The organism is Rhodococcus wratislaviensis, from assembly GCF_041228765.1.
GTDB lineage: Bacteria > Actinomycetota > Actinomycetes > Mycobacteriales > Mycobacteriaceae > Rhodococcus_F > Rhodococcus_F wratislaviensis.
The window spans coordinates 8,233,297-8,246,962 of the sequence record NZ_CP150488.1 but is presented as its reverse complement, the minus strand read 5'-3'; the positions used below and the strand labels follow the sequence as shown (position 1 = coordinate 8,246,962).

Annotated in this window: 15 protein-coding genes; 14 read left to right on the top strand and 1 reads right to left on the bottom strand. The window is 67.0% G+C overall.

Annotated features, from left to right (window positions below; genetic code table 11):
* Nucleotides 1-23 precede the first annotated feature (23 nt).
* The 14 genes from WKC72_RS37680 to WKC72_RS37615 all read left to right on the top strand — a co-directional run bounded on the left by WKC72_RS37680 (nucleotide 24) and on the right by WKC72_RS37615 (nucleotide 12,783).
* Entirely contained in the window at nucleotides 24-1,244 is a 1,221-nt protein-coding gene (locus WKC72_RS37680) for an acyl-CoA dehydrogenase family protein (RefSeq protein ID WP_370181306.1), read from the top strand.
* The gene (locus WKC72_RS37675) at nucleotides 1,241-2,041 is read left to right on the top strand and encodes an SDR family oxidoreductase (protein WP_037241813.1); all 801 of its coding nucleotides are present in this window, start codon (nucleotides 1,241-1,243) and stop codon (nucleotides 2,039-2,041) included. The genes WKC72_RS37680 and WKC72_RS37675 overlap by 4 nt, the downstream gene beginning before the upstream one ends.
* Before the next feature lie 99 nt (nucleotides 2,042-2,140).
* Nucleotides 2,141-2,755 carry a TetR/AcrR family transcriptional regulator gene (locus tag WKC72_RS37670; protein WP_037241811.1) on the top strand — a complete coding sequence of 205 codons (615 nt, stop codon included), beginning with the start codon at nucleotides 2,141-2,143 and terminating at the stop codon, nucleotides 2,753-2,755.
* A 13-nt stretch (nucleotides 2,756-2,768) separates the two neighbouring features.
* Complete coding sequence (locus WKC72_RS37665) at nucleotides 2,769-3,917, top strand: acetyl-CoA C-acetyltransferase (RefSeq protein WP_370181305.1); 1,149 nt, start codon at nucleotides 2,769-2,771, stop codon at nucleotides 3,915-3,917.
* Nucleotides 3,918-4,007: 90 nt separating this feature from the next.
* Nucleotides 4,008-4,337, top strand: coding sequence for a hydrogenase maturation nickel metallochaperone HypA (gene hypA / locus WKC72_RS37660; protein ID WP_005244680.1), 330 nt, complete (start codon nucleotides 4,008-4,010; stop codon nucleotides 4,335-4,337).
* A gap of 5 nt (nucleotides 4,338-4,342) precedes the next feature.
* Complete coding sequence (gene hypB, locus WKC72_RS37655; protein WP_370181304.1) at nucleotides 4,343-5,134, top strand: hydrogenase nickel incorporation protein HypB; 792 nt, start codon at nucleotides 4,343-4,345, stop codon at nucleotides 5,132-5,134.
* A 160-nt stretch (nucleotides 5,135-5,294) separates the two neighbouring features.
* Nucleotides 5,295-6,350, top strand: a complete 1,056-nt coding sequence (locus tag WKC72_RS37650) for a hydrogenase expression protein HypE (RefSeq protein WP_370181303.1) — start codon at nucleotides 5,295-5,297, stop codon at nucleotides 6,348-6,350.
* A 57-nt stretch (nucleotides 6,351-6,407) separates the two neighbouring features.
* Entirely contained in the window at nucleotides 6,408-8,201 is a 1,794-nt protein-coding gene (locus WKC72_RS37645; protein ID WP_037241807.1) for a nickel-dependent hydrogenase large subunit, read from the top strand.
* A 10-nt stretch (nucleotides 8,202-8,211) separates the two neighbouring features.
* Nucleotides 8,212-9,168, top strand: coding sequence for a NifU family protein (locus WKC72_RS37640; protein WP_370181302.1), 957 nt, complete (start codon nucleotides 8,212-8,214; stop codon nucleotides 9,166-9,168).
* On the top strand, nucleotides 9,168-9,812 hold the full coding sequence (locus WKC72_RS37635; protein WP_037241805.1) for a DUF5947 family protein: 645 nt from the start codon (nucleotides 9,168-9,170) through the stop codon (nucleotides 9,810-9,812). The genes WKC72_RS37640 and WKC72_RS37635 overlap by 1 nt, the downstream gene beginning before the upstream one ends.
* Nucleotides 9,809-10,456 (top strand): DUF6084 family protein, encoded by a 648-nt coding sequence (locus WKC72_RS37630; RefSeq protein ID WP_037241803.1) that lies wholly within the window; start codon nucleotides 9,809-9,811, stop codon nucleotides 10,454-10,456. The genes WKC72_RS37635 and WKC72_RS37630 overlap by 4 nt, the downstream gene beginning before the upstream one ends.
* The gene (locus WKC72_RS37625) at nucleotides 10,453-11,865 is read left to right on the top strand and encodes a hypothetical protein (protein ID WP_370181301.1); all 1,413 of its coding nucleotides are present in this window, start codon (nucleotides 10,453-10,455) and stop codon (nucleotides 11,863-11,865) included. The genes WKC72_RS37630 and WKC72_RS37625 overlap by 4 nt, the downstream gene beginning before the upstream one ends.
* A 123-nt stretch (nucleotides 11,866-11,988) precedes the next feature.
* Complete coding sequence (locus tag WKC72_RS37620) at nucleotides 11,989-12,525, top strand: hydrogenase maturation protease (RefSeq protein ID WP_037241799.1); 537 nt, start codon at nucleotides 11,989-11,991, stop codon at nucleotides 12,523-12,525.
* Between the two features lie 3 nt (nucleotides 12,526-12,528).
* Nucleotides 12,529-12,783 (top strand): HypC/HybG/HupF family hydrogenase formation chaperone, encoded by a 255-nt coding sequence (locus tag WKC72_RS37615; RefSeq protein ID WP_370181300.1) that lies wholly within the window; start codon nucleotides 12,529-12,531, stop codon nucleotides 12,781-12,783.
* On the opposite strand, the gene WKC72_RS37610 is transcribed toward WKC72_RS37615, so the two are convergent.
* Complete coding sequence (locus WKC72_RS37610; RefSeq protein WP_037241796.1) at nucleotides 12,780-13,574, bottom strand: hypothetical protein; 795 nt, start codon at nucleotides 13,572-13,574, stop codon at nucleotides 12,780-12,782. The two genes, WKC72_RS37615 and WKC72_RS37610, sit on opposite strands and share 4 nt — an antisense overlap.
* Nucleotides 13,575-13,666: the final 92 nt, after the last annotated feature.

The following is a 13,666-nucleotide window of genomic DNA, read 5'->3' as shown; positions in this document are numbered from 1 at the left end:
GCTTGGTAGGTTATCTTACAGACGTGGACCAGAGCGAGAGCCCGGACGGGCTGATCACCGACGACGACTTTGCGCAGACCGTCAGGACGTGGCTGAACGACAATCTCACCGGCGACTTCTCCCGGCTGAAAGGCAAGGGCGGCCCCGGCAGCGAGCACGAGTTCTTCGAGGAACGGCTCGCCTGGGACCGTCATCTCGCCGCGGCGGGATGGACCTGCCTCGGCTGGCCGAAGGAGCACGGCGGGCGCGGAGCCACCCTGGCCCAGCAGGTGGTGTTCCATCAGGAGTACGCGAAGTCGGGGGCGCCGGCGCGGGTCAGCCACGTCGGCGAGGAACTGCTCGGGCCGACGCTCATCGCGTTCGGCACCGAGGAACAGAAGCGTTGCTTCCTTCCCGGAATCAACACCGTGACCGAACTGTGGGCGCAGGGCTACTCCGAACCGGGCGCCGGTTCCGACCTCGCGAACGTATCCACCACGGCGCGCCTCGACGGCGACAAGTGGGTGATCAACGGGCAGAAGGTGTGGACGTCGCTCGCGCACGTCGCCCAATGGGCGTTCGTCCTCTGCCGCACCGAACCGGGATCCAAGCGGCACCAGGGCCTGAGCTTCCTGCTCGTCCCGCTCGACCAGCCCGGCGTCACGGTCCGGCCCATCCAGCAGTTGACCGGCACGTCCGAGTTCAACGAGGTGTTCTTCGACGACGCCGTCACCGACGCGGATCTGGTGGTCGGGGAGCCGGGCGACGGCTGGCGGGTCGCGATGGGTCTGCTCACCTTCGAGCGCGGCGTGTCCACGCTCGGGCAGCAGATCGGTTTCGCCCGCGAACTGCAGGGCGTCGTCGACCTCGCGAAAGCGAACGGCGCGGCGACCGACCCGAACATCCGGGAGAAGATCGCCCGCGCGTGGGTCGGGCTGCGGGTGATGCGGGCACACGCCCTGCGCACCCTGGAAGCGGTCGACGCCGGGACCTCCGGCGCGGAGGCGTCCGTCGCGAAGCTGCTGTGGGCCAACTGGCACCGCGACCTCGGCCAGCTGGCCATGGAAGTGCAGGGCGCGGCGTCGCTGCTCGCCCCGGCCGATCCGTCGTCCGACGTCACGGACCCCGAACATCTGGAACTGGGCGAGTGGCAGCGACTGTTCCTCTTCACCCGCGCCGACACGATCTACGGCGGATCCAACGAGATCCAGCGCAACATCATCTCCGAGCGCGTGCTCGGACTCCCCCGAGAGGCCCGTTCATGACTACTACTCCACTCGCCACCGCGCCCGTCGAGACCCCGGGACACGATCTTCTGAAGGGTAAGAAGGTCGTCGTCACCGCCGCGGCGGGCACCGGCATCGGCTACGCGTCCGCGCGGCGTGCCCTGCTCGAGGGCGCCGACGTGCTCGTGTCCGACTGGCACGAACGCCGACTCCTCGAGACGAAGGAGAAACTTGCCGCCGAGTTCCCGGGACAGGTGGTCGAGGCGCTGACGTGTGACGTGTCCAGCACGGAACAGGTGGACGCGCTGATTTCGGGGGCGGCCGATGCGCTGGGCCGGATCGACGTCCTCGTCAACAACGCCGGACTCGGCGGCGAGACCCCGCTCGTCGACATGACGGACGAGGAGTGGGACCGCGTCCTCGACATCACGCTGAACGGAACGTTCCGGGCCACCCGCGCGGCCCTGCGCTACTTCAAGGGGGTCGAGCACAACGGTGTGCTGGTCAACAACGCGTCCGTCCTCGGGTGGCGGGCCCAGCACTCGCAGGCGCACTACGCGGCCGCGAAGGCCGGAGTCATGGCGCTGACCAGGTGCAGCGCGATCGAGGCCGCCGAATACGGGGTCCGGATCAACGCCGTCGCGCCGTCCATTGCGCGGCACGCGTTCCTCGCGAAGGTGACCAGCGAGGAACTCCTCGACAAGCTGGCGTCCGACGAGGCGTTCGGCCGCGCCGCCGAAGTGTGGGAAATCGCCGCCACCATCGCCGTGCTCGCCAGCGACTACACCACCTACCTCACCGGCGAGGTCGTGTCGATCTCGTCGCAGAGGGCGTAGGCGGCTCCGCCGCCCGTGCGTGGTTGACGAGTGTCTGGACTCCTTAACCGCGCACGGGGCCGAAGGCCCTAACAAGCGCTTGGTTGATAGGATGTGACGATGACGCCACCCCCCGCCGACGACACGTCCGGCAAGTCCGGACGCCGCACCGAACTCCTCGACATCGCGGCCACCCTGTTCGCCGAACGCGGCCTGCGGGCCACCACCGTGCGTGACATCGCCGACGCCGCGGGCATCCTGTCGGGCAGCCTGTACCACCACTTCGACTCGAAGGAGTCGATGGTCGACGAGATCCTACGGGGCTTCCTCGACGACCTGTTCGGCAAGTACCGCGAGATCGTCGCGTCCGGACTCGACAGCCGCGCGACCCTCGAAGCGCTGGTCACCACGTCGTACGAGGCGATCGACGCGTCGCACTCCGCGGTCGCGATCTATCAGGACGAGGTGAAGCACCTCGTCGCGAACGAGCGCTTCGGGTACCTGTCCGAACTGAACACCGAATTCCGCGAGCTGTGGATGGGTGTGCTCGAGGCGGGAGTGACGGACGGCAGCTTCCGGTCCGACATCGACGTCGAGCTCGCCTTCCGATTCCTCCGCGACACCGCCTGGGTCGCCGTCCGCTGGTACCGGCCCGGTGGCTCGGTCACGGTCGACACCGTCGCCAAGCAATACCTTTCGATCGTCCTGGACGGACTTGCCAGTCCCCATAACTGACTAGGAGTTTCACATGACCGAGGCCTACATCGTCGACGCCGTTCGCACGCCGATCGGCAAGAAGAATGGTGGCCTGTCCGGCGTGCATCCCGCCGACCTGGGTGCGCACGTCATCAAGGCCGTCGTCGAGCGCACGGGCATCGATCCGGCCGGTGTCGACGACGTCATCTTCGGTTGCGTCGACGCGATCGGCGGACAGGCGGGGAACATCGCCCGCACCGCGTGGCTGGCCGCCGGCTACCCGGAAGAGGTCCCGGGGGTCACGGTGGACCGGCAGTGCGGGTCGAGCCAGCAGGCCGTGCACTTCGGTGCGCAGGCGATCCTGAGCGGCACCGCCGACCTGATCGTCGCCGGCGGTGTGCAGAACATGAGCCGGATCCCGATCGCCTCGGCGATGGTCGTCGGTCAGCAGTACGGGTTCGACACCCCGTTCGGCGGGTCGACGGGCTGGACGGAACGCTACGGCGACCAGGAGGTGTCGCAGTTCAACGGCGCCGAACTGATCGCGGACAAGTGGGACATCAGCCGCGAGGAACTCGAGCGCTGGGCGCTGCAGAGCCACGAGCGGGCGCGGACGGCCATCGCCGAAGGTCGCTTCGACCGCGAGATCGTCCCGTTCGGTGACGTGACGACGGACGAGGGTCCCCGCGAGACCAGCCTCGAGAAGATGGCCGCGCTGAAGACCCTCACCGATGGGGGTCGTCTGACGGCCGCGGTCGCGAGCCAGATCTCCGACGGTGCGAGCGCGGTGTTGCTGGCCTCACCGGAAGCGGTCGAGCGGTACGGCCTGACGCCCCGGGCCCGCATCCACCATCTCAGCGCCCGCGGCGCCGACCCGATCTTCATGCTCAGCGCCCCGATCCCCGCCACGCGCCACGCGCTGGAGAAGACGGGCTCGAGCATCGACGACATCGACCTGGTCGAGATCAACGAGGCCTTCGCGCCGGTCGTCCTCGCATGGATCAAGGAGATCGGCGCCGACCCCGCGAAGGTCAATGTCAACGGCGGCGCGATCGCCCTCGGCCACCCACTCGGCGCGACCGGCACGAAGCTGATGGCCACACTCCTCAACGAACTCGAGCGCACCGGCGGACGCTACGGCCTCCAGACCATCTGCGAGGGCGGCGGCACAGCCAATGTCACCATCATCGAACGCCTGTGAGTACTTATTAACCGCCCGCGGTTAATAAGTACTCACGGGCGCGAAGCGCTACGCTCGAATCACAGGTGACGAGTCCTGAACGGGGCCGTGATGCACGAGTTGGCAATCACCCAGAGTGTCGTCGACGCCGTCTGCGAGACCGCCGCGGGACGGACGGTCCACAGTGTGCGTGTGCAGGTGGGGGCGTTGACGGCCGTGGTCGCCGATTCGATGCAGTTCTGTTTCGAACTGGTCACCGAAGGGACCGTCGCGCACGGTGCCCGTCTCGACATCGACCACACCCCGGGCGGTGCGCACTGCCGTGAGTGCGGCGAGGATTTCGCGCTCACGGACCTGGTGTTGCTGTGCCCGTGCGGAAGTGCGGACGTGGAGGTCACGTCGGGTCGGGAACTACGAATTCTCTCGATGGAAGTGAGCTGACGCAAATGTGTGCCACCTGTGGATGCGGAGACGAGACCGGAACGAGGATCACGGTGCCCCACGAGCACCCGCACGACCACGAGCACCAGCACGACCACACGCATCCGCACGAGCACGACCACCCCCACACTCACGAACACCCCCACGAGCACGCGACCGAGACGGTCACCCTCGAGCAGAAGGTGCTGGCGAAGAACGACCTCACGGCGGAGCGCAACCGGGGCTGGCTGGCCGGCCGCGGCGTGCTCGCCCTGAACGTGATGAGCTCACCGGGGTCGGGGAAGACGACGCTTCTCGAACGCACGATCGCCGACATCGGTGGGCAGCGACGGGTCTCGGTGGTGGAGGGCGACCAGGAGACGATGCTCGACGCCAACCGCATCAAGGCGACGGGATGTGCTGTGGTGCAGGTGAATACGGGCGCCGGGTGTCATCTCGACGCCGAGATGATGCGGGACGCGCTGACGGCCCTCGACCCCGAGCCGAATTCGCTGCTGTTCATCGAGAACGTGGGGAATCTCGTCTGTCCGGCCCTGTTCGATCTCGGTGAGAAGAGCAGGGTGGTGGTGATCTCGGTGACCGAGGGGACGGACAAGCCGCTCAAGTATCCGCACATGTTCGCGGCGGCGAACCTGGTGATCGTGAACAAGGCGGACCTGTTGCCGTACGTGGACTTCGACGTCGACCTCTGCACGAAGTATGCGCGGTCCGTGAACCCCGACCTTCGGATGATCACGCTGTCGGCGACGACGGGTCAGGGCATTGCGCAGTGGTACGACTGGATTGCGAAGCAATGACGCCATTACACGACGGGGTCGAACTGCGCGGTGCGACGCGCCGAGGACCGTTGACATCCGCTCGGCGGCGGAGCTAAATAAATATCAGCGCCACACAGGTGGGCCGACGGTCGACTCCGGTGGCGACAGGAGTTGTGTTCACTCCGGAAAGCGACCTGATATGCCGACACAGGAAGCAATCAACGCCGAGGACACCCTGATTCACGTGCTGTGGATCAATGCGGGACTCAGTTGCGACGGCGATTCGGTGGCCTTGACGGCTGCGACGCAGCCCAGTGTCGAGGAGATTGCTCTGGGAGCCCTGCCGGGTCTGCCCAAAGTGGCCGTGCACTGGCCGCTGATCGACTTCGAGAACGGCCCGGAGGGCGGCGCCGACGACTTCCTGGAGTGGTTCTGGAAGGCGGATCGCGGCGAACTCGAACCGTTCGTGCTGGTGGTGGAGGGTTCCATCCCGAACGAGCAACTTCACGACGAGGGTTACTGGTGCGGTTTCGGCAACAACCCCGAGACTGGCCAGCCGGTGACGACGAGTGAGTGGCTCGATCGTCTCGCTCCGAAGGCGACGGCGATCGTCGCGGCGGGGACGTGCGCCACGTACGGCGGTATCCACGCGATGGCGGGCAATCCGACCGGTGCGATGGGCGTTCCCGATTACCTCGGCTGGGATTGGAAGTCGAAGGCGGGCATCCCGATCGTCTGCGTTCCCGGTTGCCCGATCCAACCGGACAATCTGTCGGAGACGCTGACGTATCTCCTCTACATGGCGACCGAGCAGGCGCCCATGATTCCGCTCGACGACGCCTTGCGTCCGCAATGGCTGTTCGGGGCCACGGTGCACGAGGGCTGCGACCGCGCCGGCTACTACGAGCAGGGTGACTTCGCCACCGAGTACGGCTCACCCAAGTGCATCGTGAAGCTGGGGTGCTGGGGCCCTGTCGTCAAGTGCAACGTCCCGAAGCGGGGCTGGATCAACGGTGTCGGTGGGTGCCCGAATGTGGGCGGTATCTGCATCGGGTGCACGATGCCGGGCTTCCCGGACAAGTTCATGCCGTTCATGGACGAACCCCCGGGCGGCAAGATCTCCACCGCGGCGTCCGGACTGTACGGATCCGCCATTCGGAGCCTCCGCAAGATCACCAAGAGCACCTTGGACAAAGAGCCGCACTGGCGCAGTCGCGGTACGAAACTGACCACGGGCGCCACACGCACCTGGTAGTCCCGCTCGGGGTCTCGGGCGGTAGTCCGCCGGCCTCGAACACTGAGAGGTACGTCGATGACAACGATCATTCCGGAACCTTCGCACAAGTCGGAATCCGACGGCCTGGTCGAGATGGCGTGGGATCCGATCACGCGCATCGTGGGCAGCCTGGGCATCTACACGAAGATCGACTTCAAGCAGAAGGAAGTCGTGGAGTGTCACAGCACCTCGTCGATCTTCCGCGGCTATTCGATCTTCATGAAGGGTAAGGACCCCCGCGACGCCCACTTCATCACGAGCCGCATCTGCGGTATCTGTGGTGACAACCATGCGACGTGTTCGTGTTACACCCAGAACATGGCCTACGGCGTGCAGCCGCCGCACATCGGCGAGTGGATCGTCAACCTCGGCGAGGCCGCGGAATACATGTTCGACCACAACATCTTTCAGGAGAACCTCGTCGGTGTGGACTTCTGCGAGAAGATGGTCTCCGAGACCAATCCGGGGGTGCTCGCGCAGGCCGAGAAGACCGAGGCGCCGCACGCCGGCGAGCACGGCTACAAGACCATCGCCGACATCATGCGGTCGCTCAACCCGTTCACCGGTGAGTTTTATCGGGAGGCGTTGCAGGTCAGCCGGTGGACACGAGAGATGTTCTGCCTCATGGAAGGTCGGCACGTCCATCCGTCCACCCTGTATCCGGGTGGTGTGGGCACGGTCGCGACGATCCAGTTGATGACCGACTACACGACGCGTCTGATGCGCTACGTGGAGTTCATGAAGAAGGTCGTCCCCATGCACGACGACCTGTTCGACTTCTTCTACGAGGCCTTGCCCGGCTACGAGAAGGTCGGCCTGCGCCGGACTCTCCTCGGCTGCTGGGGGTCCTTCCAGGATCCCGCGGTGTGCAACTTCTCCTACAAGGACATGGAGAAGTGGGGACGGGCCATGTTCGTGACGCCCGGCATCGTGGTGGACGGCAAACTGATCACGACGTCCCTCGTCGACATCAATCTGGGCATCCGAATCCTGCTGGGCAGTTCGTATTACGACGACTGGACCGACCAGGAGATGTTCGTGAAGAACGATCCGCTCGGGAACCCGGTCGACCGCAGGCATCCGTGGAACCAGCACACCAACCCGCACCCGCAGAAACGCGACATGGAGGACAAGTACAGCTGGGTGATGTCGCCGCGATGGTTCGACGGCACCGACCACCTCGCGCTGGACACCGGCGGCGGACCGCTGGCCAGGCTCTGGAGTACCGCCCTCGCCGGCCTCGTCGACATCGGGTACGTGCAGTCGACCGGTCACAGCGTCAAGATCAACCTGCCGAAGACCGCGCTGAAGGGCCCCGTCGAGTTCGAATGGAAGATCCCGCAGTACGGCAGCAACACCATCGAGCGTGACCGGGCGCGGACCTACTTCCAGGCGTACGCGGCGGCGTGTGCGCTGCACTTCGCGGAGAAGGCGCTCGCCGAGATCCGGGCCGGGCACACGAAGACGTGGGAGAAGTTCGAGGTCCCCGACGAGGGCATCGGCTGCGGATTCACGGAGGCGGTACGCGGTGTCCTGTCGCACCACATGGTGATTCGCGACGGCAAGATCGCGAACTATCACCCGTATCCGCCGACCCCGTGGAACGCCAACCCTCGCGACAGCTTCGGGACACCGGGCCCGTACGAGGACGCGGTGCAGGGTCAGCCGATCTTCGAGGAGAACGACCGGGAGCACTTCAAGGGTATCGACATCATGCGGACCGTCCGCAGTTTCGATCCCTGCCTGCCCTGCGGTGTGCACATGTATCTCGGTGAGGGGAAGACGCTGGAGAAGCTGCATTCGCCCACCCAGTCCGTGACCGGCGAGTGACGAGGTACGCATGGAGAGTGGTGGATCGGAGACGTGGGGGAGTGACGAAGTAGGAGACGACCCCGATCGGTGGCGGACAGCCGGCGAGAGGATCGACAGCCTGTTGGACGCGAGTTCGACAGGTGGCTCGGTGGCACGTGATCGCGCCGAGCAACTGGTCCGTGAGGTGGTCGAACTCTACGGCGCCGGGTTGCAGCGCGTCCTCGAGATCATCGGTGACCGCGACGAGGACCTCGTCGAGCGGCTCGCCGACGACGAACTCGTGGCCAGCCTGCTGCTGGTGAACGGACTCCATCCGCACGACGTCGAGACGAGGGTCGCGACCGCGCTCGACAGTGTGCGCCCCTATCTGGGCTCCCATGGCGGTGACGTCGAATTGCTCGGCGTGATGGACGGTGTGGTGCGGCTTCGGTTGACCGGCAGCTGTAAGAGCTGTCCGTCGTCGGCGGTGACGCTGGAATTGGCAGTCAAGGACGCCGTACTGGCTGCCGCGCCGGAGACCGTGGACATCGAGGTGGTGGGTGCCACGCCCGTCGCCGGATCCGGGCTGATCGCCGCGGAATCGCTGTTCTCCCATGTTCATCCGGACGGATCGGACGGGTCGAGCGGCACCGGGACGTGGGTGTCGGTGCCCGAACTCGAGGAGCTCACGCCCGGGGAGGTGGCGGGATTCTCCGTTGCCGGGCTACCGATTCTGGTGTGCCGGATCGGGGAGCAGTTGTTCGCCTACCGCGACCGGTGCGCCGCCTGCACCAACTCGCTGGCCGGGGCCACGCTGCAACGCAAGGCGGGTGGGCAGGTGGGAGACGCGGTGCTGCGCTGCCCGTCGTGCCGGGCGCACTTCGACCCGCGCCGGGCGGGCCTGCGCCTCGACGGTGACGCGGACGCCGAAACGCTGTCGCCGCTTCCGGTCCTCGTGCGTGACGGCGTCGTCTCCGTCGCGGTGCCGGCCGCGGAGGTGGCGTGATGAGCCCGTCGGGGAACGGACTGCGCATACTGCAGCGCATCGCGTCCGAGCGGCCCACACCGGTGGTCGGGGAGCGGTGCGACATGTGCGCCGTGCCGATCGCCGACGCCCATCAGCACGTCGTGAACGTCCAGGACCGGCAACTGATGTGCGTGTGCCGTGGGTGCTACCTGCTGTTCACCGACGAGAGCGCCGAACTGCGGTTCCGGGCCGTCCCGGAACGCTACCTGTCGTTCCCCGACTTCGAACTCGCACCGGGACGCTGGGACGAACTGGAGATCCCCGTCGGGCTCGCGTTCGTGTTCCGGAACTCCCTGCTGGGCAAGACCGTCGCGTTCTATCCCGGCCCGGCAGGTGCCACCGAGTCGGAGCTGCCACTCGACGCCTGGGACAGCGTCCTCGCGGCGAACCCGGCGCTCGGACGGCTGTCCGCCGACACGGAGGCGTTGCTGCTGCGGGTCCCGGAGCGCGGCGGCGGCGACCCCGAGTGTTACCTCGTCCCCATCGACGCCTGCTACCAACTGGTCGGCGAACTGCGGCAGGTGTGGCGGGGGTTCGACGGCGGCCAGGACGCCCGCCGGGTCATCGACACGTTCTTCGAGACGGTGCGTGCGCGCAGTCGCGTCGCGAAGGAGCCGACGTGACCGAGCTGTCGTTCCACGTGGAGGACGTGTTTCCGGAACCGTTCGCGGTTGCGCCGAATCTTACTGCGCGAGTAGAAGTGACGGAGTCCAGCGATGCCGTCGTGCACGCGATGGCCGTCCGGTGCCAGGTCCGTATCGACCCCCAGCGGCGCCGCTACACGGACGGCGAGGCGGAGGGCCTCCTCGACCTGTTCGGGCCCCGTGAGCGGTGGACGTCCACACTCAAACCGTTCCAGTGGATGCAGACCAGCACTGTGGCCCAGGGGTTCACCGGGTCCAGCGTGGTGGAGTTGCCGCTGCCGTGCACGTACGACTTCGAAGTGACGGCGTCGAAGTATCTGCACGCCCTGGACGAGGCCGGGTCGACGGTGCCGCTCGTGTTCCTGTTCAGCGGAACGGTCTTCACCCGCGGGGTCGCCGGTTTCGGTGTGGAACGGATCCCGTGGGACCGCGAGTCGACCTACGACCTGCCGGTGTCGGTGTGGCGCGAACTTGTTCAGGCGCACTACCCGAACACGGGGTGGGTGCGCCTCGACCACGACACCCTCGCAGCGCTGGCGCGCTACAAGGCGGCGCACGGGCTGATCGGCCTGGACGTCGCCATTTCGGACCTGCTGCAGGGAGCCGGGGAGGTGATCGCATGATCTCCCCGGCGTCCCTGCAGCGAGTACGTGCCGTGGCCGACGCGGTCCTGTACGAGGGCTACCTGCTGTATCCGTATCGTGCGAGTTCGTCGAAGAACCAGTCGCGGTGGCAGTTCGGCGTCCTCGGACCGTCGGGTGCGGCCGAGTCGGGGATCGGCGAAGAACCACGCATGTCCTGCCAGACCCTGATGCGGGCCGGCGACGGTGCGGGGGTGAACGTCACCCTCCGATTCCTGCAGCTCCAGGTGCGCAGCATCGAACGCGCGGTCGCGGACTCGGCGGAGTTCGTTCCCGTCGACGAACTGACCGTCGCGGGCGCGAGCTGGCTCAGCTGGGACGAGGCGGTGGAGCGCGAATTCGATCTCGGCATCCAGCACCCCGCGCAGTGGCCGGGCGAACGCAACCTCGACGTTCACATCGACGGCGGCACCCAGGTGGAGGAACTGCGGGACGAGGACGGATCCCTCGCCGGCCGCGTGGTGCGCACCCGATGGCCCGCACACGCCGTCGTGACGGTGGGGAGCGACAGCGTCGACGGGCTGAACCGCGTGCGGGTGTCCGTCGAGAACACGACCACCGCGCAGGACGTTGCCGGCTGGGACAAGGACTCGGCGATCCGGCAGTCCCTGATCGGCGCCCACCTGATCCTGGCGGCCGAGAACACCGAGTTCGTCTCACTCCTCGAACCTCCCTCGGAGGCGGCGCAACTCGCGGGGACGTGCGCGCACGAACGGTGCTACCCGGTGCTGGCCGGGCTGCCGGGGGAGACGGACCTCGTCCTGGTGTCGCCGATCATCCTGTACGACCACCCGGAGGTGGCCGAGCAGAGCGACGGGGCACTGTTCGACGCCACCGAGATCGACGAGATCCTCACACTGCGCGTCATGACCCTCACCGAGGAGGAGAAGCGGCAGGCCCGTGCCACCGACCCGCTCGCCGCCCAGATCATCGACCGGTGCGAGCAGATGTCGCCGGCGACGCTCGCCCAGATGCACGGCATCCTGCGAGACCCGCACCTCCCGGACCCGCACCTCCCGGACCCGGGCCTCCCCGACATGGGGCTCGTCCCGGAACTGACCGACGACATGCCGTGGTGGGATCCGGACGCCGACACCGCCGTACGCCCGGACGTCGACGGCGTGATCGTGAACGGCATCCGGGTGGCGAAGGGCACCGTCGTGCGGATCCACCCGTCGCGGCGCGCCGACGCCCAGGACCTGTTCTTCGCGGGACAGCTGGCTCGCGTGGTGACCGTGCACGCCGACGTCGACGGTGGCACCCACGTCGGGGTCGTGCTGGTGGACGACCCTGCGTCGGAGTTGCACGAGTGGTACGGACGGTATCTGTACTTCGCCCCGGACGAGGTGGAGCCGGTCTCGGCAGACACCGGAAAGGATGGACAGCCATGAAGATTCTCGGAGAGATGACCACCGCGGCTCTGGCGTTGGTTGCGGTCGCGGGCGTCGCGGTCGCCGTCATCGCGATTCCCGATATCAGGCGATATCTGCGTATCCGGAAAATGTGAGACGCACGTGACGGTGGGCAGGCGAGTACTGGTTGCCGGTGTGGGCAACATCTTCTTCGGCGACGACGGTTTCGGGCCCGAGGTGCTGCGCGGGGTCGCGGCCAGGTCGCTGCCGCCGGGAGTTCGCGCCGTCGATTTCGGCATTCGTGGAACGCATCTGGCGTACGAGCTGCTCGACGGGTGGGGCGCTCTCCTTCTGGTGGATGCGGTGCCCGACCGCGGTGAGCCCGGCGCGCTGAGGGCGTTCGAGGTGGGCTCCGACTCCGTCCCGGCGGCGCCGCTGGACGCGCACAGCATGGATCCGGGGGCGGTGTTCGCGAGCTTGCGCGCGCTCGGCGGAACCCTGCCGCGGACCGTGGTCCTCGGCTGCCAGGTGGAGAACACCGGCGAGGGGATCGGGCTGTCGCCGCGGGTCGAGGCCGCCGTCGGACCGGCCGTGGACATGGTGTTCGAGGTCGTGGACCAACTGCTGGAGTCCGACTCCGATCAACAGCTGGAGTCCGACTCCGCGGCAACGCTGCAACCGGACGGGACGGAGGGCTGAATCGTGTGTCTCGGTATTCCCGGTCAGGTCGTGCGGATGCTGGAGGGCTACGGCAACCAACTCGCGCTCGTCGACGTCGTCGGCGAACAGCGCAGGGTGAACATCGGCATGCTGCCCGAGGACGTCAGCCTGGAACCGGGCGACTGGATCGTCATCCACATGGGATTCGCCATGGAGAAGGTGGACGAGGCGGGCGCCGAAAAGGCGATGGCGGGACTGGAGATGATGGGGCGGTCGCGGACGGCGGACGAAGACTAGCCCTGCGTGCCGGCATGATGCGGGTCCGGTGGTCCGGCAACGAAGTCGCGCGCCCGGTTCCAGCGGGCGTGGTAGCGCTCGTCGAAACGTGCCTGGGACCGGGCCATCCGCCGCGGTCGGGTCCGGTAGCGGCGCACCGCCCACCAGGAATCGGGTTTGGCCAGGCGGATCGCGCCGACGATCGCGACCGGCTGGAACACGACCCCGACGATCCCCGTGACGAACTTCCCCTTCAGCAGGCAGATCACCGAGATACCGAGCGTGACGAACAGGTAACCGATCGACACCCACCATTCGGTGGTGCCGATCCGACCGGTCACGAGTTCGGCGCCTCCGATCATCAGACCGGTGATCATCAACGCGCAGAAGATCGCGTCCACCGACTTCCTGCCGGCAGTGCTCCAGTACACGTCGTCGAGGTGCACCCACAGTGCGAACTCGTCGAAGGTGAGCGCGAGGCCCACTCCGAACGCCGCCGCGAAGACGTTGAGCGCCGTGCCCTCCGGGGTGGTGGCGATGAGTGCCACCCCGGCGAGAGTCATGAGGAGGATCCCGAGGACCTGGTGGTGAACGTGAACGCCGCCGATGGTGATGTCGCCGATCAGACCGCCTTCCGGCTCCACCGCGTCGTCCGGTTCCGCCGCTCCCGTTTTCGCGCGGATTCGGCGGGTGATGATCCGGGTGACGACGAACGTGACCAGGACCGCGATGAACAGCCACATCACCGGAACCAGCACCACTACCCGGCTGTCGCCTTCGGTATCCACGACGATCTCGGCGAGAAGGGCCATCTCGACACTCCGTCAGGTGGGGGACATCATCTCCAATCTGGGTATACACCTCACCGGCGGGCTGCGGACGAAGACCGGCCCTTCCGTGTGCC

What these genes read in the sequence shown, in the direction of transcription:
- WKC72_RS37675 (WP_037241813.1), top strand. Translation starts at nt 1,241, where the DNA reads ATGACTACTACTCCACTCGCCACCGCGCCCGTCGAGACCCCGGGACAC.
- WKC72_RS37670 (WP_037241811.1), top strand. Translation starts at nt 2,141, where the DNA reads ATGACGCCACCCCCCGCCGACGACACGTCCGGCAAGTCCGGACGCCGC.
- WKC72_RS37665 (WP_370181305.1), top strand. Translation starts at nt 2,769, where the DNA reads ATGACCGAGGCCTACATCGTCGACGCCGTTCGCACGCCGATCGGCAAG.
- hypA (WP_005244680.1), top strand. Translation starts at nt 4,008, where the DNA reads ATGCACGAGTTGGCAATCACCCAGAGTGTCGTCGACGCCGTCTGCGAG.
- hypB (WP_370181304.1), top strand. Translation starts at nt 4,343, where the DNA reads ATGTGTGCCACCTGTGGATGCGGAGACGAGACCGGAACGAGGATCACG.
- WKC72_RS37650 (WP_370181303.1), top strand. Translation starts at nt 5,295, where the DNA reads ATGCCGACACAGGAAGCAATCAACGCCGAGGACACCCTGATTCACGTG.
- WKC72_RS37645 (WP_037241807.1), top strand. Translation starts at nt 6,408, where the DNA reads ATGACAACGATCATTCCGGAACCTTCGCACAAGTCGGAATCCGACGGC.
- WKC72_RS37640 (WP_370181302.1), top strand. Translation starts at nt 8,212, where the DNA reads ATGGAGAGTGGTGGATCGGAGACGTGGGGGAGTGACGAAGTAGGAGAC.
- WKC72_RS37635 (WP_037241805.1), top strand. Translation starts at nt 9,168, where the DNA reads ATGAGCCCGTCGGGGAACGGACTGCGCATACTGCAGCGCATCGCGTCC.
- WKC72_RS37625 (WP_370181301.1), top strand. Translation starts at nt 10,453, where the DNA reads ATGATCTCCCCGGCGTCCCTGCAGCGAGTACGTGCCGTGGCCGACGCG.
- WKC72_RS37610 (WP_037241796.1), bottom strand. Translation starts at nt 13,574, where the DNA reads ATGGCCCTTCTCGCCGAGATCGTCGTGGATACCGAAGGCGACAGCCGG.